The 19964-nt window shown below is 64.4% G+C and carries 17 protein-coding genes; 10 read left to right on the forward strand and 7 right to left on the reverse strand.

The window, feature by feature from the left end; all coding sequences use genetic code 11:
• The 3 genes from folE2 to LGR64_RS11680 form a co-directional block, all read right to left on the reverse strand.
• Positions 1-891, reverse strand: coding sequence for a GTP cyclohydrolase FolE2 (folE2, locus tag LGR64_RS11670; RefSeq protein WP_230355485.1), 891 nt, complete (start codon positions 889-891; stop codon positions 1-3).
• 46 nt (positions 892-937) lie between these two features.
• On the reverse strand, positions 938-2158 hold the full coding sequence (gene zigA, locus LGR64_RS11675) for a zinc metallochaperone GTPase ZigA (RefSeq protein ID WP_034393333.1): 1221 nt from the start codon (positions 2156-2158) through the stop codon (positions 938-940).
• A 66-nt stretch (positions 2159-2224) separates the two neighbouring features.
• The gene (locus LGR64_RS11680) at positions 2225-2623 is read right to left on the reverse strand and encodes a Fur family transcriptional regulator (protein ID WP_051940745.1); all 399 of its coding nucleotides are present in this window, start codon (positions 2621-2623) and stop codon (positions 2225-2227) included.
• Between the two features lie 353 nt (positions 2624-2976).
• Here LGR64_RS11680 and LGR64_RS11685 point away from each other — a divergent pair, with 353 nt between their 5' ends.
• Both LGR64_RS11685 and LGR64_RS11690 read left to right on the forward strand, forming a co-directional pair.
• A complete protein-coding gene (locus LGR64_RS11685; RefSeq protein ID WP_012205475.1) occupies positions 2977-3186 on the forward strand; it encodes a hypothetical protein in 210 nt (69 codons plus the stop codon).
• 121 nt (positions 3187-3307) lie between these two features.
• On the forward strand, positions 3308-3655 hold the full coding sequence (locus LGR64_RS11690; RefSeq protein WP_012205474.1) for an RNA recognition motif domain-containing protein: 348 nt from the start codon (positions 3308-3310) through the stop codon (positions 3653-3655).
• A gap of 154 nt (positions 3656-3809) precedes the next feature.
• Here LGR64_RS11690 and LGR64_RS11695 read toward each other — a convergent pair whose 3' ends face one another.
• Both LGR64_RS11695 and LGR64_RS11700 read right to left on the reverse strand, forming a co-directional pair.
• On the reverse strand, positions 3810-6044 hold the full coding sequence (locus LGR64_RS11695; RefSeq protein ID WP_013802520.1) for an NADP-dependent isocitrate dehydrogenase: 2235 nt from the start codon (positions 6042-6044) through the stop codon (positions 3810-3812).
• A 338-nt stretch (positions 6045-6382) separates the two neighbouring features.
• On the reverse strand, positions 6383-7102 hold the full coding sequence (locus LGR64_RS11700; protein ID WP_230355486.1) for a helix-turn-helix domain-containing protein: 720 nt from the start codon (positions 7100-7102) through the stop codon (positions 6383-6385).
• Positions 7103-7434: 332 nt separating this feature from the next.
• On the opposite strand from LGR64_RS11700, the gene LGR64_RS11705 reads away from it, so the two are divergent.
• From LGR64_RS11705 to LGR64_RS11740, 8 genes are all read left to right on the forward strand, one after another.
• Positions 7435-8934: a cytochrome P450 gene (locus LGR64_RS11705; protein ID WP_268869008.1), complete on the forward strand. Its 1500-nt coding sequence runs from the start codon at positions 7435-7437 to the stop codon at positions 8932-8934.
• A gap of 123 nt (positions 8935-9057) precedes the next feature.
• On the forward strand, positions 9058-10467 hold the full coding sequence (locus tag LGR64_RS11710; protein ID WP_099750582.1) for a GntP family permease: 1410 nt from the start codon (positions 9058-9060) through the stop codon (positions 10465-10467).
• A gap of 307 nt (positions 10468-10774) precedes the next feature.
• Positions 10775-11812 carry an aliphatic amidase gene (locus LGR64_RS11715; protein ID WP_230355487.1) on the forward strand — a complete coding sequence of 346 codons (1038 nt, stop codon included), beginning with the start codon at positions 10775-10777 and terminating at the stop codon, positions 11810-11812.
• 72 nt (positions 11813-11884) lie between these two features.
• The gene (locus LGR64_RS11720) at positions 11885-12742 is read left to right on the forward strand and encodes a CbbQ/NirQ/NorQ/GpvN family protein (protein ID WP_230355488.1); all 858 of its coding nucleotides are present in this window, start codon (positions 11885-11887) and stop codon (positions 12740-12742) included.
• A gap of 12 nt (positions 12743-12754) precedes the next feature.
• Positions 12755-14491 (forward strand): nitric oxide reductase activation protein NorD, encoded by a 1737-nt coding sequence (locus tag LGR64_RS11725; RefSeq protein ID WP_230355489.1) that lies wholly within the window; start codon positions 12755-12757, stop codon positions 14489-14491.
• A gap of 81 nt (positions 14492-14572) precedes the next feature.
• Positions 14573-15721: a transporter substrate-binding domain-containing protein gene (locus LGR64_RS11730; protein ID WP_013802527.1), complete on the forward strand. Its 1149-nt coding sequence runs from the start codon at positions 14573-14575 to the stop codon at positions 15719-15721.
• Positions 15722-15723: 2 nt separating this feature from the next.
• Positions 15724-16413, forward strand: a complete 690-nt coding sequence (locus LGR64_RS11735; protein WP_141832377.1) for an ANTAR domain-containing response regulator — start codon at positions 15724-15726, stop codon at positions 16411-16413.
• Positions 16414-16644: 231 nt separating this feature from the next.
• Positions 16645-17673 (forward strand): hypothetical protein, encoded by a 1029-nt coding sequence (locus LGR64_RS11740; protein ID WP_141832379.1) that lies wholly within the window; start codon positions 16645-16647, stop codon positions 17671-17673.
• Between the two features lie 596 nt (positions 17674-18269).
• On the opposite strand, the gene LGR64_RS28620 is transcribed toward LGR64_RS11740, so the two are convergent.
• Positions 18270-19307: a BclA C-terminal domain-containing protein gene (locus tag LGR64_RS28620; protein ID WP_096916180.1), complete on the reverse strand. Its 1038-nt coding sequence runs from the start codon at positions 19305-19307 to the stop codon at positions 18270-18272.
• 69 nt (positions 19308-19376) lie between these two features.
• On the reverse strand, positions 19377-19778 hold the full coding sequence (locus tag LGR64_RS11755; protein WP_216293195.1) for a hypothetical protein: 402 nt from the start codon (positions 19776-19778) through the stop codon (positions 19377-19379).
• Positions 19779-19964 lie beyond the last annotated feature (186 nt).

The raw sequence follows: 19964 nt of genomic DNA on the forward strand, positions 1-19964 counted from the left end.
TCATGCCCAGGCCACGGCGTCGTGCGGATGCAGGCTCTCCATGTGGCGCACATGCACGCGCGGCTGGGCGTAGCTGCCTTCCAGCGCGGCCTGTATGCGGCGCGCCGCATCCTCGACAAACATCAGGTTGCGGCCGTTGAGCGCGGCAAAGGCCTGCTCGTCGGCGCGCTTGACGGCCGTCTGCACGGGCGTGCCCAGCGCCTGCTCCACACGGGCGATCAGGGGCAGGATGCCGAGGTCGGGCGCATCACAGGCCAGGTCCACGCTGACCTGCGCCTCGCTGCGCTGGCTGTGTGCCGTGGCCAGCGTGCCATGCCGGCGCAACCAGGAGGCCACCTGGTCGGGCTCCACCAGTGGCTCGCCCGCAAAGGCCTGCAAAAAGCCCTGCTCCAGCAACTGGCGCGACAGTGCCGCCGAGCAGGGGCAGGTCGAGGAATAGCCCACGCCCACCTGCAGCCGCAGCTGGAACACGCCCTGCGCCAGCGTGGCGTCCAGGCGCACGGGATAGGACTTCCAGCCCGACAGATCGTGGGTGACCAGGGCGGGCCGCTGGGTCAGCAGGTCCAGCGACAGGCGCAGCCGGGCGCTGCGGCTTTGGCAGTCGAGGTGGCTGTCGATCATGGCCTGCAGCGCATGGCGCAGCGCCACGGCAGACAGCGCGGATTCCTCGGCCAGGCTGTCCAGTTGCCGGTACAGCCGGGACATGTGTATGCCCTTGACATGGGCCGCAGGAAGATCGACCTGCACATCGGCACGCGCATGCAGCTCGCGCCAGTAGCCGGGCTCGGCCACGGTCACGGGCAGGTCTATGCCCTGCATGCCCACCCATTGCAGCGGGCTGAGGCTGGGCGCGGGATCGGTCAGGGAAACATCGGGAAGAGGTGCAGGCATTCGGGACTCCAGTGGCCACGCCGACCCAGGCCGGCGCAGTATTCGTTCAATTCCAGTCGGGAAACGGGTTGTCCCATTGCGCCCAGGCCTGTGGGCCCAGGGCCATTTCTGCATCGGTCAGCAGGCACTCGTCCAGGCGGGCGCGCAGCGCGTCCTCGTCCATGCCCATGCCGATCAGCACCAGTTCCTGGCGCGCGTCGCCCACGCCATCGACCCATTTGTCCAGGATGCGCTCCACGCTTTCGGGGTCGCGCGGCCAGCGCTCGGCCTCCACGGCGGCCCACCAGTGCCCGGCCGGCCCATGGCGGGCCACGGCGCCGGCCTGCGACCAGGAACCGGCCAGCGCCGGATGGCTGGCCAGCCAGAAAAATCCCTTGGAGCGCACCACTCCAGGCCATTCGCTTTGCACCAGGCCAAAGAAGCGCCGGGGATGAAAGGGGCGGCGAGCGCGGTAGACAAAGCTGGCAACGCCATAGGCCTCGGTCTCGGGCTGGTGCGTGCCACGCAATTGCTGCAGCCAGCCCGGCGCCCTGGAGGCCTCCTCGAAATCGAACAGCCCGGTATCGAGCACGCGATCCAGCGGCAGTTGGCCGAAGGAGGCGATCTCCAGCCTGGCACGCGGGTTGAGCCCGCGCAGGATGGCCATCAGCCGCGTGCAGTCCTCCTCGGTGACCAGGTCGATCTTGTTGAGCACGATCACATCGCAGAACTCCACCTGCTCGATCAGCAGATCGACCACGGTGCGGCGGTCCTCCTCGCCCAGCGATTCACCGCGCGAGCGCAGGCTGTCGCGCGAGCCATAGTCGTGCAGGAAGTTGAAGGCATCGACCACGGTCACCATGGTGTCCAGCCGCGCCACATCGCCCAGGCTGCGTCCGTCCTCGCCCGCGAAGGTGAAGGTCTCGGCCACCGGCAGCGGCTCGGAGATGCCCGTGGACTCGATGACCAACTGGTCGAAGCGGCCCTCGCCCGCCAGCCGCGCCACCTCCAGCAGCAGGTCCTCGCGCAGCGTGCAGCAGATGCAGCCATTGCTCATCTCCACCAGCTTTTCGTCGGTGCGCGACAGGTCGGCCCCGCCATCGCGCACCAGGGCCGCGTCGATGTTGACCTCGGACATGTCATTGACGATGACAGCCACGCGCCGCCCTTCGCGGTTGTGCAGGATGTGGTTGAGCAAAGTGGTCTTGCCCGCGCCCAGAAAACCCGACAGCACGGTCACAGGCAATCGGGCATGCGGCGGCTGAACCGGCGCTACGGTATGCATCATGGAATCTCTCGAACAGGGACAGGGATCGCGCGGCGGGCACTGCGGCCGCATGCGCAGGGAGGGGTCTCAGGCAGGGAGCGCGGTGCAGGCGGAGCACTTGCCATGCAGCTCGATGTTCGAATGGGCCAGCGCAAAGGCATTGCCATGCGCCCAGCTGCCCAAGCAGCGGTTGAGCGCGTCGTCCACGAATTCATCGACCTGCCCGCAGCTGTCGCAGATCGCAAAGGCCGAGAAATCATGGCTGCCCTCGTCCGGATGCGAGCAGCAGACATAGGCATTCAGCGACTCCAGGCGATGGACCACGCCCTGCTCGGCCAGCTTGTCCAGCGCGCGGTAGACCTGGGTAGGGGCCGTCAAACCGTGGTCCCGCAACTGGTCGAGCAGCGCGTAGGCCGTCAGCGGCGCGCCGGCCTGGCGCAGCGTGTCGAGCACGCGTTGTTGCTTGGTGGTCAGGGAGTGGGACATGGTGGTTTCCTGGTCAAAAAGGGCGGGCAGCGACCTTGCCCTGCATCAAAACAGTTACGTTATAACATAACAAAATCGGCGGCCACGCACTGTTTTACAATTAAAAAGAATATTAAGTTGCGCCTAAATACGCAACAGGTTATAGTCAGCTCCGTTGTTGAGGCCAAGCGCTTAAGCCGCCCACTTCCCTTCCCTGCACAACGGCTGTCCGCCGCTCCCCGCAGGATGTCTCTTGCGACCTTTGTCGCACAGTTGGTCTGTAGAGCTGCAGCCAACCGAGTTCCCAGATGCTCACGCAGGCCTGTTCAAGCCTGCGAACCTGACTGAACCACATTTCAAACACCGGCATTCCCATGGGCAAGTACGTCGTCTCGCCCTCGACACACCCGACCGACTGCGGCCGCTTCCGCGCCTCCTTCGCGGTCCATCGCTCCCAAGGCAACGGCAGCTACTGCCGCGTATTCCGTTTCGACAAGGCGTTCGCCTCCCGCGAAGCAGCACGGCTGTTTGCCGTCACTCAGGGCTGGCTTCAGACCTGCATGCAGCACCCGCCTGCGTGCTGACGGCCTGCCTGCCCGGCTGCCTGTCGCCCTCCCATCCATTCACCGCCGCGGATTGCACAGTCCGCCGCATGCATGCCAACGGTGCGCCCTTTTGCGCACATCCAATCGAAGAGGTTTTCCTATGACCACCAAAATCTACGTGGGCAATCTGCCCTACTCCGTGACCGACTCCAGCCTGGAAAGCAACTTTGCCGAGTTCGGCAACGTGGCCTCCGCCAAGGTCATGATGGACCGCGAAACCGGCCGCTCCAAGGGCTTCGGCTTTGTGGAAATGGCTTCTGCCGAAGTCGCCCAGGCCGCCATCACCGGCCTGCACGGCATGTCCGTGGACGGACGCTCGATCGTCGTGAACCTGGCCCGTCCCCGTGAAGAAGGCCGCAGCTCCGGTGGCTACAGCCCGCAGGGTTACGCCGGCAAGCGTTCGGACGTCGGCTATGGCAATGGCGGCCACGGCGGCGGTCGCTACTGATCACGGCGCAGCTTCCAAAAACCGGCTCTCTGGGCCGGTTTTTTTTCGCCTGCGGTTTTCTTTCCTGCCGTTGCAGGCATGAAAAAACCGGCCGCCCTTGCGGGTCGGCCGGTCATGGCTGAAGCCTGCCGGGGCCAGGCCCCGGCACAGTGGCTTACAGCAGCGCGTCGATGGCTGCGTTGAACGTGGCGCTGGGGCGCATCACGGCATCCATCTTGGCCACGTCGGGCATGTAGTAGCCACCGATGTCCACGGCCTTGCCCTGCACGGCGCGCAGCTCTTCGATGATCTTGGACTCGTTGTCAGCCAGTTGCTTGGCCAGCGAAGCGAACTTGGAGGCCAGTTCGGCATCTTCCGTCTGCGCCGCCAGGGCCTGTGCCCAGTACAGGGCGATGTAGAACTGGCTGCCACGGTTGTCCAGCTCGCCGGTGCGGCGCGAAGGCGACTTGTCTTCGTCCAGCAGCTTGCCCGTGGCTTCATCCAGGGTCTTGGCCAGCAGCTTGGCGCGGGCGTTGTCGTTCTTGATGCCCAGGTCTTCCAGCGACACGGCCAGTGCCAGGAACTCGCCCAGCGAATCCCAGCGCAGGTGGTTTTCTTCCACCAGCTGCTGCACGTGCTTGGGAGCCGAGCCGCCAGCACCCGTTTCGTACATGCCGCCGCCGGCCATCAGGGGCACGATGGACAGCATCTTGGCCGAGGTACCCAGTTCCATGATGGGGAACAGGTCGGTCAGGTAGTCGCGCAGGATGTTGCCGGTCACCGAGATGGTGTCCAGGCCGCGGGCCACGCGCTCCAGCGTGTAGCGCATGGCGCGGACCTGAGACAGGATGTGGATTTCCAGGCCCGTGGTGTCGTAGTCCTTCAGGTAAGTGTTGACCTTCTTGATCAGCTCGGCCTCGTGCGGACGATAGGGGTCCAGCCAGAACACGGCAGGCATGCCGGAGTTGCGGGCACGCGTGACGGCCAGCTTGACCCAGTCGCGGATGGGAGCGTCCTTGACCTGGCACATGCGCCAGATGTCGCCCTGCTCCACGTTCTGGCTCATCAGCACTTCGCCGGTGGCCAGATCGACGATGTTGGCAACGCCGTCTTCCTCGATCTCGAAGGTCTTGTCGTGCGAGCCGTACTCTTCGGCCTTTTGCGCCATCAGGCCCACGTTGGGCACGGTGCCCATGGTCTTGGGGTCGAAGTTGCCGTGCCACTTGCAGAAGTTGATCATCTCCTGGTAGATGCGGGCAAAGGTGGACTCAGGCATCACGGCCTTGCAGTCGTAGGGCTTGCCGTCGGCGCCCCACATCTTGCCGCCCTGGCGGATCATGGCGGGCATGGACGCGTCAACGATCACGTCGTTGGGCGAGTGGAAGTTGGTGATGCCCTTGGCCGAGTCCACCATGGCCAGCGCGGGACGGTGTTCCTGGCAGGCGTGCAGGTCACGGATGATCTCTTCGCGCAGCGAGGCGGGCAGCGTCTCGATCTTCTCGTACAGCGTGGACATGCCGTTGTTGACGTTCACGCCCAGCTCGTCGAACAGCTTGCCGTGCTTCTCGAAGGCTTCCTTGTAGTAGATCCTCACGCAGTGGCCGAACACGATGGGGTGCGAGACCTTCATCATCGTGGCCTTGACGTGCAGCGAGAACAGGATGCCGGCGTCGCGGCAGTCGTCCAGTTCCTTTTCATAGAAGTCGCACAGCGCCTTCTTGCTCATGAACATGGAGTCGATGATCTCGCCGGCCTTCAGGGCCACCTTGGACTTGAGCACCACGGTCTTGCCGCTCTTGGTGGTCAGCTCCATCTTGACGTCGCGTGCGGCGTCCAGCGTGATCGACTTTTCGCCGTGGTAGAAGTCGCCGTGCTCCATGTGCGAGACATGGGTTTGCGACCACTGCTTCCACTCGCCCATGGAGTGGGGGTGCTTCTTGGCGTAGTTCTTGACGGCGGCAGGAGCGCGGCGGTCGGAGTTGCCCTCGCGCAGCACGGGGTTCACGGCCGAGCCCAGGCACTTGCCGTAGCGTGCCTTGATGTCCTTTTCCTGGTCGTTGGTCGGATTCTCGGGGTAGTCGGGCAGTGCGTAGCCCTTGCCCTGCAGCTCCTTGATGGCAGCCGTCAGCTGGGCCACCGAGGCGCTGATGTTGGGCAGCTTGATGATGTTGACATCGGGCTCCAGCGTCTTCTTGCCGAGCTCGGACAAGGTGTGGGCCACGCGCTGGTCTTCGGCCAGGAATTCGGAGAACTCACCCAGGATGCGGTGGGCCACGGAGATGTCGGCGGTCTCGACATTCACGCCGACGGGTGCGGCAAAGGCGCGCACCACAGGCAGGAAGGCACTGGTGGCAAGGCGCGGAGCCTCATCGGTCAGGGTGTAGATGATGGTGGGTTGCTGCGTGCTCATCTCTTGTCTCAGGTAGTGAAAAGGTAGGGGTCGCGCCGCAGGCCGTCGAACCGGGCATCCGCTAGGGGAAACGGGGCCGGCGCAGCCTGAGGCAGTAGGACCGTCACGCAATGCCCCGTCGCGCCAGCATGCTGCCCCGGCGTTTTCTGCAATGCGATCCCACAATACAAAATTCTAAGCGGAACCCGCCACATTTTTTAAGTCTTGTAGAAGACTTAGGGTTTTACAGCGGCATTCGGGACCTGTTTTCACAGGGAAACGGCTTGCAGCCCCCGCGTTTTCTACCATGCAAAAAATGCTGTAGCGTGACGGACACGCAAGCGGAGCACACCCCCGGGTCAAACCCAGAGCCGATACATCCAGAACGATTCATCGTGCTCGAAGCGCCGCGCAAACTCCCCCGGCGAAAACCCCGTGATCTGGCGCACGGCGCGGCACATATGGGCCTGGTCGGAGAAGCCCTCGTCCAGCGCCAGCGCGGCCCAGTCCAGCGCCTGTCCCTGTTCATGGTGGCGCCGCGCCGCATGGAACAGGCTTTCCGTGCGCACCATGCCCTGCCACTGCCGCAGGGAGCGGCCGCTGAACTGCTTGATGCGCCGCTCCACCTGGCGCGCGCCCAGCGTTCTTTGCCATTGCAGCGCCTGCATCCCCAGCCAGGCCACCCAGTGGCGCCCATGCTCGCGCAATGAGGGCAGCACCTGCAGGGCGCTCCCCCGGACCTCGCGCCAGCGCGGCGCCAGGTGGCGCTGCAACGCGTCCAGGGTGCCGGCATCGTCCTGCGCATGCAGCAGGGCCTGGCACAGCGCGGACCAGGACGGCCCCAGCACCCCGGATGCCGCGACAAAGCCATCCTGCGCCTGCAGCACGCCGGGGCCGAAAAGCTGCAGCGCGGCATCCAGGTGCAGGCAGACCATGCCGCCACGGCCAGGCCCGCTGGCCCAGCTGGCCGTGGGCGCTGTCTGGCTGCCCGAAAGCATGACGGATGCCTCAAAGGGCTCGCAGCCCTGCACGCCCACCAGGCCTGCGGCCATGTCCTGGTACCAGGACAGGCAGACCATGGGGGTGGCGGGAAAATGCGACAGCCGCTGCGCATCGTCCAGGACCACGCCCCGCGTATCGCGGCAGAGACGGCCACCACCGCACCATGCAGCCCAGCTGGCGCGGGATACAGCATGGAGTGCGGCTGCCGCCCCTGGCCTGCCCAGCGCGCGCCCCTGGCATCCAGAGGGGGACAGGCAGCAAAGGCGCTGGGCACACAGACTTCGGTTTCGGGCTCGGCTTCGGGCATCACTACGGCATCCATGGAGGCGCAGTGTAGGCCTTGCCGCCCGCCGATCCGGTGACGCTTTCGTTCAAGACCACGGGCGGCGTGACCAGCGAGCATGGGAACATGAACCGCCCGAATCCCACGCAAGATACCTGCACACCGGCGCCGTCGAATGCGGCCTCCTGCCCCTTTGCCACGCAAGCGCCGCAATCCGCGCAACCGGCGCAACCCGAGCAATCCGAGCAGACGGCCTCCACGGCCTGGCCACCCGGCCCGGCACGGGGGCTCATGGGCTGGGGCCTGCTGCGCCGCATGTCGCGCGACCTGCTGGGTACGCTGGCGCAATGGCGCAGCGAGCACGGCGATGCCATCCATCTGCGCATCTGGCCAGAGCACCAGGTCGTCGTCACGGATCCCGAACTGGTGCGCGAGCTGCTGGTGGGCCAGCACGATGCGCTGGTGCGCTGGGAGCACGGCATCTCGGTCTTTGCCCAGCTGCACGGCCACAGCGTGCTGGTCAGCGAAGGCCAGCCCTGGCGCAGCAAGCGGCAGGCCCTGTTGCCGGCCTTCTCCCCCAAGGCCGTGCAGGCCCAGATACCGGCCCTGGCCGCAGCCGCGCAGGCCGCGCTCCAGGCCTGGCCGCAGCAGTCCGAGGACTTTCCCATGGAACAGGCGCTGACCGCACTGGCCATGGATGTGATCATGCGGCTGATGTTCTCCGGCGCCATCGGCGAGGATGCGCGCTCCGCGGAGCAGGCCATCCGCGAAGTCAGCCATGCCGCCAACAGCGAGTTCTACTGGCCCCTGCGCTGGCCCGATGCCATGCCATGGAAGCGCCGCAAGCGCCGGGCGCTTGCCTGGCTGCGCAGCTTCATCGACCGGCAGGTCCGGCTCCGGCTGGCGCAGGCCGATGCAGACTGGCCCGAGGATCTGCTCAGCCGCCTGCTGCGCCTGCACCGGGGCGACGCCCAGGCCTGGACACTGCAGGCCGTGCGCGATGAGTGCATGACCGCCTTTCTGGCAGGTCACGAAACCGTGGCCAGCAGCCTGACCTGGTGGTCCTGGTGCATGGCCACCCATCCCGAGGCGCAGCAGCAGGTGGCCGACGAGATCCAGGAACAGCTGCAGGGCCGCACGCCCACGGCGCAGGACCTGCCCGCGCTGCGCCAGTTGGGCTGGAGCCTCCAGGAAGCCATGCGCCTGTATCCGGCCGCGCCCGTGCTCATCAGCCGGCGTTGCACACGGCCTGTGCAGCTGGGTCCGTGGCGCCTGCCCGCGCGAACCCTGTTCATGATTGCGCCCGGCCTCATGCAACGCGATGCGCGCTGGTTCCCTCAACCCGATGCCTTTCAGCCGCAGCGTTTCGCCGATGCCGACAAGGACGGAGCCCCTGCCGCGCCGCGCGGCAGCTGGATGCCCTTTGGCACCGGCCCGCGCGTATGCCTGGGCCAGCACCTGGCCAGCACGGAGATGACGGTGGTGGCGGCCATGGTGCTGCAGCGCCTGCGGCTGAGCGTGCCCGAAGGTGCCGGCGCCCCTCGCCCTGTGCTGCAGGTCACGCTGCGGCCATCCACGCCCTTGACACTGAGGCTGCAGTCGCGCAGCGGCGCACAGGCCGGGTAAACATGGGGATAACGTGGCGATATATTGCGCCAAATCATCTACAAAGCACGCCAATTACGCCAAATTGTCACCCATCCGCATTTATTCTGTCTTTTTGACTAGAACCACTGGACTGGAGACGATTTGAGTACCCTGGCAATCGTGATTTCACTGGCGGGACTGATGTTCCTGGCCTACCGAGGCATCTCCGTGCTGCTGCTGGCCCCCCTGATGGCCGCCGTGGCCGTGCTGCTGTCCGGCGACCTGGGCCACATGCTGCCGCTGTACACCAGCACCTTCATGGGCGCCCTGGGCAACTACATGCTGCAGTTCTTCCCGGTGTTCCTGCTGGGCGCGCTGTTCGGCCAGTTGATGGCGGACTCGGGCGCGGCCACCGCAATATCGCACTGGATCATGCGCGTGCTGGGCGAGAAGCACGCCATCCTCACGGTGGTGCTGGCCTGCGCCGTGCTCACCTATGGCGGCGTGTCGCTGTTCGTGGTGGCCTTTGCCATCTATCCGATTGCCAAGTCTCTGTTCCGCGCGGCCCATGTGCCCAAGCGGCTGATACCGCCCACCATCGCGCTGGGCTCGTTCACCTTCACCATGACGGCGCTGCCGGGCACGCCGTCCATCCAGAACGCCATTCCCATTCCCTACTACGGCACCAATGTGTTCGCGGCGCCGGGCCTGGGCATCATCGGCGGCATGACCATGCTGGCCCTGGGCCTGTGGTGGCTGCAGTCGCGCGCGGCCAAGGCACGCTTGGCCGGCGAAGGCTACGGCGACCATGACGACGCCGTCGAGCAGGGGCTGCATGAAGAAAGCGATCCCGCCCTGCACAGCCGCCGGGACCTGCCGCTGCTGCTGGCCCTGCTGCCGCTGGTACTGGTGATCGCAGTCAATGCGCTGCTGACCTACGGTGTGTTCCCGCAGATGGATTTCGGCTTTCTGAAGGAACGCTTTCCTGCCGTGGACCCGGCCAAGCAGACGGGCCTGTGGGCGCTGATCATGGCCCTGGCCGTGGCCTGCGCCGCACTGGTGCTGCTGGGCCTGGGCCGCTGGCGTAATCTCAAGGAGTCGGTGAACAAGGGCGTGCTGGGCTCCATGCTGCCCATCTTCAACACGGCCTCGGAAGTGGGCTACGGCGCGGTCATCGCGGGGCTGGCGGGCTTTGCCATCATCCGCGAGGCCGTGCTCAATGTGGCGCCTCACAACCCGCTGATCTCCGAGGCCGTGGCCATGAACGTGCTGGCCGGCATCACGGGGTCGTCGTCAGGCGGCCTGTCGATTGCCCTGTCCACGCTGGGCAAGGACTACCTGGCCATGGCCGCCCAGCTGGGCATCAGCCCCGAGCTGCTGCACCGCGTGGCCGTGATGGCGGCCGGCTGCTTCGACACCCTGCCGCACAGCGGCGCCATCATCACGCTGCTGTCCATCTGCGGCCTCACGCACCGCCAGTCATACGGCAACATCGCCATCATGACCATTGGCGCGCCACTGCTGGCCCTGGTGCTGGTGATCACGCTCGGCACCATGTTCGGGTCCTTCTGAGGGACCAGGGCGCAGAGCGCGCGCGGGAAATACCACGGCATCGCGCCCGCCACAACCGGCATATGACGTATATGCGCGGCGCGAGTGCATGGCAATAATGCATGCACGGCGATAAGGCATCGCCCCGATTCATTCCCGCATTACCGACAAGACGACATCCGCTGCCAAAGCTGCCAGCGCAGATGTCGGGCAACAAGGCCCGAACCGCTCCCTGACCCGGAGCGGTTCGGGCCTTTTTTTGTGGGCCGGGAATCGAGGGGGCTGCGATGCCGCGCGCCGCCCCCTCAACCCCTTCAGGAGCAGCAGCATGAGACACGGAGATATTTCCAGCAGCAACGATTGCGTCGGCGTGGCGGTGGTCAACTACAAGATGCCACGCCTGCACACCAAGGCCGAGGTGCTGGACAACTGCCGCAAGATCGCCGACATGCTGGTGGGCATGAAGCGCGGCCTGCCGGGCATGGACCTGGTGGTCTTTCCCGAGTACTCCACGCACGGCATCATGTACGACGCCAAGGAGATGTACGACACGGCCAGCGCCATCCCGGGCGAAGAGACCGAAATCTTCGCCGACGCCTGCCGCAGGGCCAACGTCTGGGGCGTGTTCTCTCTGACGGGCGAGCGCCATGAGGAGCACCCCAACAAGGCGCCGTACAACACCCTCATCCTCATGAACAACCAGGGCGAGATCGTGCAGAAGTACCGCAAGATCATGCCCTGGGTGCCCATCGAGGGCTGGTACCCGGGCGACTGCACCTATGTGAGCGAAGGCCCCAAGGGCCTGAAGATCAGCCTCATCATCTGCGACGACGGCAACTACCCCGAGATCTGGCGCGACTGCGCCATGCGCGGCGCCGAGCTCGTCGTGCGCTGCCAGGGCTACATGTACCCGGCCAAGGAGCAGCAGATCATGGTCTCCAAGGCCATGGCCTTCATGAACAACTGCTACGTGGCCGTGGCCAATGCGGCGGGCTTCGACGGCGTGTACTCGTACTTCGGGCACTCGGCCATCATCGGCTTCGACGGCCGCACCCTGGGCGAGACCGGCGAGGAGGAAATGGGCATCCAGTACGCCGAACTGTCCAAGCACCTGATCCGCGATGCGCGCAAGAACGGCCAGTCTCAGAACCATCTGTTCAAGCTGGTGCACCGGGGCTACACCGGCACCATCAACTCGGGCGACGGGGACAAGGGCGTGGCCGCCTGCCCCTACAACTTCTACAGCCAGTGGGTCAACGATCCCGAGGGCACGCGCGAGATGGTGGAGTCCTTCACACGCACCACCGTGGGCACGCCCGAATGCCCCATCGAAGGCATTCCGCACGAGGCGCCCAGGCACCGCTGACAGCGTCCTGCCTCCGAGCCCTCAGGCCTGGGGGCAGGCCCGCCCATGAACACGCAAAGGTGAAGAGTGAAGATGAGCACGACAACAACCACAGGCCCGCTGCACGCTCCTGCCAGCCAGGCCGCCGACCCGCTGGCGGCCTACCGCATCGAGGAAGAACCCTTCTACCGCCCCTCGGGCCGCGAGGTCCAGCTGTACCGCCAGGCCTACCAGCACCGCATGCCGCTCATCCTCAAGGGCCCCACGGGCTGCGGCAAGACGCGCTTTGTGGAGTACATGGCGTGGGCGCTCAAGCGCCCCCTGGTCACGCTGGCCTGCAACGAGGACATGACGGCCTCCGACCTGGTGGGCCGCTACCTGCTGGATGCCGACGGCACTGCCTGGCACGACGGCCCGCTGACCCTGGCCGTGCGCCACGGCGGCATCTGCTATCTGGACGAAGTGGTGGAGGCCCGCCAGGACACCACCGTCGTCATCCACCCGCTGACCGACGCGCGCCGCACCCTGCCGCTGGACAAGAAGGGCGAGGTGGTCCACGCGCACCCTGACTTCCAACTGGTGGTCTCCTACAACCCCGGCTACCAGAGCAGCGCCAAGGACATGAAGCCATCGACGCGCCAACGCTTCGCGGCGCTGGACTTCGACTACCCGGCGCCCGAGATCGAGGCGGACATCGTGGCCCACGAGACCGGCATTGCCCCGGCCACCGCTCGCAGCCTGGTCAGCCTGGCGCGCAGCACGCGCGAACTGCGCCACCGGGGCCTGGACGAAGGCGCCTCCACCCGCATGCTGATCTACGCGGGCCTGCTGATGCGCGACGGCATGCCGGTGCATGACAGCTGCGACATGACCATCACCAGCGCCCTGACCGACGACCCCGACACCGCCGCCGCGCTGCGCCAGCTGGTCGAAGCAGAGTTCGGCGCCTGAGGGCCGCGCGCCATGGCCATCATCTCCGTTGCCTTGCCCGAAGAGTCCCGTCTGCTGCACACGCTGGGCCTGCTGGCCAGCGGCCTGGCACGCCAGCCTGTCGCCGTGCAGGCGCTGGCCAGGATGCCGGCCAGTGCCCCGGCGCCAGGCCAGGCCCACGCCCTGCCGCCGCGCGCCGTGCTGATCAGCCAGCCTGCCCGGCTGCTGATTCCCGCCAACTTGCCCATGCAGGCACACCTGCACGCAGCAACGATGGCCCATGCCGCAGCCCATCTGCGCTTTTCGCCCGCCCGCCAGGACAGCCGTGCCCTCAAGCCCATGGGCCAGGCCGTGGTGGGCGCACTGGAAGATGCGCGCGTGGAGCGGCTGCTGTGCCTGCAGCACCCCGGCGTGCGCCGTTGGTTCGAGGCCTGCATCGCACCCGAGCCCGACCCATCCGACCTGGGCTTTGCCGCCTTCATGGCCCGGCTGGACCGCATGCTGCTGTGGCCAGAGCGCATGGACGGCAACCACTGGATCCACAAGGCCCGTGACCTGTTCGAGAACACCGCCACGCGCCATGGCCTGGAGGACTACGCCGCATTCCGGGCCATTGCCTCCATCCTGGCCAACGACCTGGGACAGATGCGCGTGCGCATGGACCCGCAGCACCATGCCGTGCCCAGCATCTACCGTGATGACAACAGCTATCTCTGGCAGCATCCGGAGTCGCCTCAGGGCGAGGAAGACACACTCGCGCTGCAGCAGTCCGCTGCGCGCGCGGCTCCACCTCCATCGGCCGGCGCAGGACAGCAGTCCGATGCCCAGGAAGGCCAGTCGCTGGACCTGGACCCAGGCCTGGAACTGTCGCGCCACAGCTATCCCGAATGGGACCGCAGGTCGGAGCGCCTGAAGAAGGACTGGTGCACCGTCATCGACACCCTGCCCGCATGGCAGGCCGATGCTTTGGCCGGGAAAGGTACCCAGGCCGGCAGACAGACACTGCCGCCCCTGCCGCTGCCGCCCGCACGCCAGCTGGACCGGCGCCAGCGCCTGCGCCGCCAGTGGGAAGGCGACGACCTGGACTTCAATGCCGCCATCGAGGTCCAGGTGGACCGCCGCCTGAACCTGCGCCCTGAGCCCCGCCTTTTCATGCGGGCCGGCAAAGGCCCGCGCCCCACCAGCCTGCTGGTGCTGATGGACGCTTCCGAATCGGTCAACACGCCCGGCCCCCACGGCGCCAGCCTGCTGGAGCTGGAGAAACAGGCTGCCCTCATGCTGGCCGAATCGCGCGCAGGCCACAGGACCGGCGTGGACCGCCTGGCCATCCACGCCTTCTCGTCCAACACGCGCGCCGAAGTCCGATACCTGCGCCTGCTGGACTTCGGCCAACCCTTTGCCGCAGCAGCGGCCGCCCGGTTGCAGGCACTGCAGGGCCGCCATTCCACCCGCCTGGGCGCCGCCCTGCGCCACGCCAGCAGCCTGCTGGCAGCCGAGCCTGCTGGCCAGCGCCATCTGCTGGTGATCACCGACGGAGCACCCGCCGACATCGACGTGCATGACGATCGCTACCTGATCGAAGACGCGCGCCACGCCGTGCAGCAGGCCCGCGCCGCAGGCATACGCATCAGTTGCCTGGCTGTGGACAGCCAGGCAGACGGCTATGTGCGCCATATCTTTGGCGGGCGCAACTACGGCATTGCCGACGACGCGCGTCATCTGCCAAGGCGGCTGTCCCAGATGGGCGCAAGGCTCGCAGCCGGCCGCTGACCACGGCCACCGGCCACGCCAATCTCGATTAACCTGAAGCCTGCAAAGAACGCACGCCAGCACCTGGCACAGAAGGAACCCATGAACGACCCCGTCAGAGTCGGCATTCTTTACTCGGCCACCGGCACCACATCGACCATCGGCCAGTCCCAGCTGCAGGGCGCGCAGCTGGCCATCGACGAAATCAACGAGGCGGGCGGCCTGCTGGGGCGCGAACTGGTCGCGGTGCGCTACGACCCGGCCTCCACGCCGGCCCGCTATGCGGCCCTGGCCGAGCAACTCATCGTGCGCGACGGCATCAACGTCATCTTCGGCTGCTACATGTCCAGCAGCCGCAAGGCCGTCATCCCCATCGTCGAGAAATGGAACAAGCTGCTGTTCTATCCCACGCTCTACGAAGGCTTCGAGTTCTCGGGCAATGTCATCTACACGGGCGCCGCGCCCAACCAGAACAGCGTGCAACTGGCCGACTACATGACCAGCAGCTTCGGCGCGCGGGTCTACCTCATCGGCTCGGACTACATCTACCCTTATGAGTCCAACCGCATCATGGGCGAGCTGGTCATGCAGCACCCCGGCAGCGACAAGCTCGGTGAACACTACCTGCCGCTGGACGCCACCGAGCGCGACTACGCGGCCATCATGCAGGACATCCGCGCCAGGCAGCCGGACTTCATCTTCTCCACCGTGGTCGGCGATTCCACGGCCAGCCTCTACCGCGCCTATGCCGATGCGGGCTTCAACCCGCAGACCATGCCGATTGCCAGCCTCACCACCTCAGAGGCCGAGATCGCCCAGATGGGCGCCGACGTGGCGGCCGGCCACTTCACGGCCGCGCCCTACTTCCAGTCCATCGATTCGCCGGCCAATGCGCGCTGCCTGGCCCGGCTGCGCCAGCGCCTGGGCGACGACTGCCGGCCCAACCTGTGCTGGGAGGCCGCCTACTTTCAGATGCACCTGTTCGCCAACGCCTTCCGCCAGGCCGGCAGTGACCGCATAGGCGAGCTGCTGCCCCATCTGCTGGGCAGCGAATTCGACGCGCCCCAGGGCCGCATCCGGCTGGACCCCGACAACCACCACACCTGGCTGCACCCGCGCGTGGGCCGCGCCAATGCACAGGGCGGCTTCACCATCGTGCGCCAGGCCACCCGGGCCGTCTCGCCCGACCCCTACCTGGTCACCCACTCCCTGGGCGACTGGACCGCCAGCCTCGGTGCCCTGGAGAACTGAGCGTGGATGCCGCCCCGAACAAGGACACCGGCAGCGCTGCCACAGGCCGGCCACTGCTGGAAAGAAAGCCGCTGCTGCGCGCCACCTCGCCCCAACTGAAGGAACTGCGCCAGCTGCGCATTGCCGTCGTCCACCCCGACGACGCGGACGGCCGCCTGCTGGCCCAGCAGCTGCAGCGCATAGGCTGCCAGGTCCAGGCCATCTGGCCGCCCCAGCCCAGCCTGCCCGAGGGCACGGACGTGGTCTTCCTGGCAGTGCGCCCCGATCACCTGCAGTTGAACTACGCCTGGACCCAGGGCGAGGGAGAGAGCCCGCCCACCGCCATCGCCGTGGTCAACTACGAGAACCCCACCATCGTCTCCGCCGTGCTGGAGCTGCAGGTGCAAGCCATCCTGCCCTCGCCCATCCGCTCTTTCGGCCTGCTGTCCACATTGGTGCTGGCGCGCAGAAACCACAAGGAATCACGCCAGCAGCAGCAGCGCATCGCCAAGCTCCAGGCCAAGCTGCTGGGCCAGCGCCGCGTGGCCGAAGCCAAGGCCATCCTCATGCAAACCCACCAGATCAACGAAGACCAGGCCTACGAAATGATCCGCGCCCAGGCCATGAGCCGGCGAAGCTCGGTGGAGGAGATTGCCCAGGCCATCGTGCATGCGAGCGAAATACTGTCGCTGGGCAAGGGCGTGGGCCGGTGAAGGGGCCGGGCAGAAACAACGCGGACGAGTGAGGCGCTATTGGCACATCGTCAATGCTTCGGCTGACGGTTCAGAAACACCGAGTATTGATGCCGTCAAGGGCGCCGCAGGCCCGTTGACTGCGCCAAGGACAAGGATGACCGGCAAGTGCTTCATTGCCTTGCAAAGGCATAGGCCCAAGCGGCCGGGATGACACAATAGCCTGATCACATCTGAGACCGTGAGAGAGCAATGACAGATCCGAAAAAGTTGCAAGAAGACAGAGAATCGGAAAGCAACATGCCCAAAAATCACCTCGTGCAGAGCCCCACTCCTCCTGCTGAGATCGCGCTACAGGCCGCAAGCCTGAGTGGATCCATCGCAGGACGTGATCACAAAGCCCTGGACAGGATGAGAGCAGCCTTGAATGCAAGCATCTCTGCCTTGTCGCCTGAAGAAATTCTCGGGAATGAAACTACCCAATCGCCACAGAGCCTTCCGGAACCTGACCTCCAATCGGCAACATCAAGCTCAAAAGGCTCATCGCAATCGCCATCACCGCCGAAAGATATTAATCTATTCCAGCAGCAGGCTTCAGGTGGTTTTGAATATGCTTCGTTTCTCCATTCCTACCCGCATGGAGTAAAAACTCCTGACCAAATATCAAACCATTCCTATATCGCATCAAAAAACTCAAAGCCCGCCAGCCATGCAAACAATAAGACCCGGGAAACCCATGTTTCACCAGGGATTCCCCTCATCGAGTTCAACGCGAAAATCAGCAAATCTACACCAACCACATCAAACCCTAAGATCAATATCAAGACCTCAGAAAGTCCCATCTCCAAAAATACACCAGATAACGAGATAAAAACTCAAAAAACACCAGACAACCCCACCAAAAAAATTCCTCCAATTCAACCCATACTGCTCAAAGTACGACCCAGCGGGGGAGACCCCCCACCCCGCCAACAAATAACAGGATCGACGCCGTTCAGCCACATGCTGGAGGGGCGGCGAAGGGAACAGGAAGAGCGCGAAGACAAAAGAGCCGAGTACGCCAGGCGCAGCGCGATAGCTTCGGAAGCTGCACTGCGGGCAGAACGAAATCGCGCGCTGGAAGCGCAAAAAGAAGCCGCCTTCTACCGTAATGAGGCCGCCCGCGCAAAGGACGAGGCAATGCTCGCTCGCAAAGGCATGTGGCTGGGACTGATGGTGGCCTTGGCTTGTGTGTGCACTGCCATCCTTGCTTACTTGATAACCGCGCCGCACACCTGTTGAGCGGCTTTGCACCATGACCCAATCCGGCCAGCCCCGGACAGGCCACGGCTGCTGCACCCATCGCTAAGTTACGCTCCTAACTGTGCTTCGGGCTGTCTTCATATGCTCACCTATCGGGGTAGACCTCTGCCTAGCTCAGAAGCCTTTGAGCAGAAGGACACATCGAATCACTTTCGAATATCCCCTACCCATGGGATCGCGTCCAACAGATTAAAAGTCCGATCCACCGAAATATGCATAAGAGAGAAATATTTTACAATCAACAAACTGCAGCGATAGCCACGCCTCTAGTATTTTCGAAATCATGCATTTGCCCTCGACTTCTACCTACTTTGGACAGATTTTGGTCAAAGTGGATGGTCTGGTTGGTAGTCTTGCACTCAGCGTTGGAAAGCTCTTCTGCAAGCCCTCGGTAGAAATGTATAGACCCGAACCCGGGACACATCTATTTCACCACCTCATCTTTCCTCAGATACCCGTAGGCCATTTCCTCTCTATGGCATTTTTTTATCAAAAATACTATTCCTTAGGCCACAAATCCACACAACAAAAAATAAAGCGAGATATACATCTCGCTTTATGAAAATCCAAATATGCTAATCGCTTAATTTTTCCGCGATTAGAGCAGCACCGCTACCTGACTGCAAAGTCACCACCCCAAGCATATCAAAGAATTGAACCCTCAGTGTATCGCCGGCAGCCAAAGCCAAAATTGATTCACCATCGAACCTTGAAACGCTGATCGTTGTATTCTCTGTAAGCGCCGCAACTGGCGTACCATTCAACAAAACCCTTGCTGAAACAAGCATATTGGCATTAGTTTTAATAGAATATTTAACCCTATACCTGCCACTCGAAGGGACAGTAAACATCGTATTTAAACCATTAACCATGAATCCAGAGAGATTCTGCGACTGAGGCAATGGAATATCGGTCCCACCGAGAACCACAGCTATTACGGCACCGCTTGTATTGTGAGCAGCCATTGAGGTGGCAGTAGTTCCTCCAGCCCCTGCTGGTCCGGTGGGGCCTGTGGGACCAGACAAGCCAATATCACCCTGCGCCCCCGTCGGACCTTGAAGGCCCGTGGCACCAATGGGGCCTTGAGCGCCTGTCTGGCCCGCTGGGCCTTGAACGCCAGTCGGACCTGTGGGTCCCGCCGGGCCTGCCTGGCCGGTGGCGCCGGTCGCGCCGGTCGCGCCTGCCGGTCCTGTTGCACCGGTCGCTCCGGTTGCTCCCGTCGGACCCGGGTTCCCCACAATCGCGCCTGCTGCGCACTTGCCCAGTCGCCCCGTCGCGTCGTCATAGCAGGCCACGCTGCCAGCCTCCGTTGTATTGGACAGGTTGGGCAGATATACATCGCCTGTTTCCATCACCCGGAACCGCTCTGCATTGCCTGCATTGTTCTTGATGACGAATCCACCATTGGCCGGCGGTGTGATGGTGATGTCGGCGCCGCCAGGAGCCGCCATCGAAGCACCACTCAAAACAATGGCTACGGCGAAGGAAACAGAGCGCAGCGTAAATTTCATGGTTTTCATGGTCGTGAATGTTGTGTCATCGGCGTTGCGGAGCGCCGGCCAACGCCGGCTTGGTTTTGCCGCCATATCCTTCACATAGAACCGCGGGCTCATTCAAGCCCATCAACGGGACGGGAGTAGAGCCACGAGCAGCTTTCAGCAAGCTGCTCATACAGCTGCGTACTACTGGAAGACCAGCGGGGACGTGATCGTCGCCGGCAGCCCCACAAGTGCGGGGGTGATGGTCTGCAACTGCCAGGCATGCTGGGTGCTGCTGGAGGTTCCGCAGGCCGGATTGTCGATGCCAGTGATGCCGCTCATGGCCGCAGACAGCACGGTTCCATTGGACTGCGGTGCAGAAGCCGGAACCATGAACGATGCCAGCGAACCGGACCACACCAGCGTCTTCGCATAGATAGATGCGGGTGTGGAGTTCCCCGAATTGAGGAAGGCTGTACCTGAGCAGAGATTGCCGCCACTGCCTTGGTAGTAGATTTGGCCGTTGGGGACTGTGCCGTCCCACGACATCACAAGCAAATGTCCTGTACTGGTCACGATCGTGATGCTGCTGCGAGTTGCGCTCAAGACCTTTCCAAGAACGTTGTTGGCACCGTCCACCAACTGCACCCCGCCGCTGCCAGCAGGACCCGTCGCGCCGGTGGCGCCAGTGGGGCCGGGAATTCCCTGAATACCTTGATTGCCTTGATTGCCTTGAGCGCCCTGTGCCCCTTGGGACCCCGTGGGGCCAACCGGCCCAACGCCTCCAGTCGA

Origin of the sequence: Delftia sp. Lp-1, from assembly GCF_020523835.1 — a bacterium.
Taxonomy (GTDB): domain Bacteria; phylum Pseudomonadota; class Gammaproteobacteria; order Burkholderiales; family Burkholderiaceae_C; genus Comamonas; species Comamonas acidovorans.

What these genes read in the sequence shown, in the direction of transcription:
- LGR64_RS11720 (WP_230355488.1), top strand. Translation starts at nt 11,885, where the DNA reads ATGAGCACGACAACAACCACAGGCCCGCTGCACGCTCCTGCCAGCCAG.
- LGR64_RS11705 (WP_268869008.1), top strand. Translation starts at nt 7,435, where the DNA reads ATGAACCGCCCGAATCCCACGCAAGATACCTGCACACCGGCGCCGTCG.
- LGR64_RS11730 (WP_013802527.1), top strand. Translation starts at nt 14,573, where the DNA reads ATGAACGACCCCGTCAGAGTCGGCATTCTTTACTCGGCCACCGGCACC.
- folE2 (WP_230355485.1), bottom strand. Translation starts at nt 891, where the DNA reads ATGCCTGCACCTCTTCCCGATGTTTCCCTGACCGATCCCGCGCCCAGC.
- LGR64_RS11725 (WP_230355489.1), top strand. Translation starts at nt 12,755, where the DNA reads ATGGCCATCATCTCCGTTGCCTTGCCCGAAGAGTCCCGTCTGCTGCAC.
- LGR64_RS11700 (WP_230355486.1), bottom strand. Translation starts at nt 7,102, where the DNA reads ATGGTCTGCCTGTCCTGGTACCAGGACATGGCCGCAGGCCTGGTGGGC.
- LGR64_RS11690 (WP_012205474.1), top strand. Translation starts at nt 3,308, where the DNA reads ATGACCACCAAAATCTACGTGGGCAATCTGCCCTACTCCGTGACCGAC.
- LGR64_RS11740 (WP_141832379.1), top strand. Translation starts at nt 16,645, where the DNA reads ATGACAGATCCGAAAAAGTTGCAAGAAGACAGAGAATCGGAAAGCAAC.
- LGR64_RS11685 (WP_012205475.1), top strand. Translation starts at nt 2,977, where the DNA reads ATGGGCAAGTACGTCGTCTCGCCCTCGACACACCCGACCGACTGCGGC.
- LGR64_RS11680 (WP_051940745.1), bottom strand. Translation starts at nt 2,623, where the DNA reads ATGTCCCACTCCCTGACCACCAAGCAACAACGCGTGCTCGACACGCTG.
- LGR64_RS11715 (WP_230355487.1), top strand. Translation starts at nt 10,775, where the DNA reads ATGAGACACGGAGATATTTCCAGCAGCAACGATTGCGTCGGCGTGGCG.
- zigA (WP_034393333.1), bottom strand. Translation starts at nt 2,158, where the DNA reads ATGATGCATACCGTAGCGCCGGTTCAGCCGCCGCATGCCCGATTGCCT.
- LGR64_RS11695 (WP_013802520.1), bottom strand. Translation starts at nt 6,044, where the DNA reads ATGAGCACGCAGCAACCCACCATCATCTACACCCTGACCGATGAGGCT.
- LGR64_RS28620 (WP_096916180.1), bottom strand. Translation starts at nt 19,307, where the DNA reads ATGAGCCCGCGGTTCTATGTGAAGGATATGGCGGCAAAACCAAGCCGG.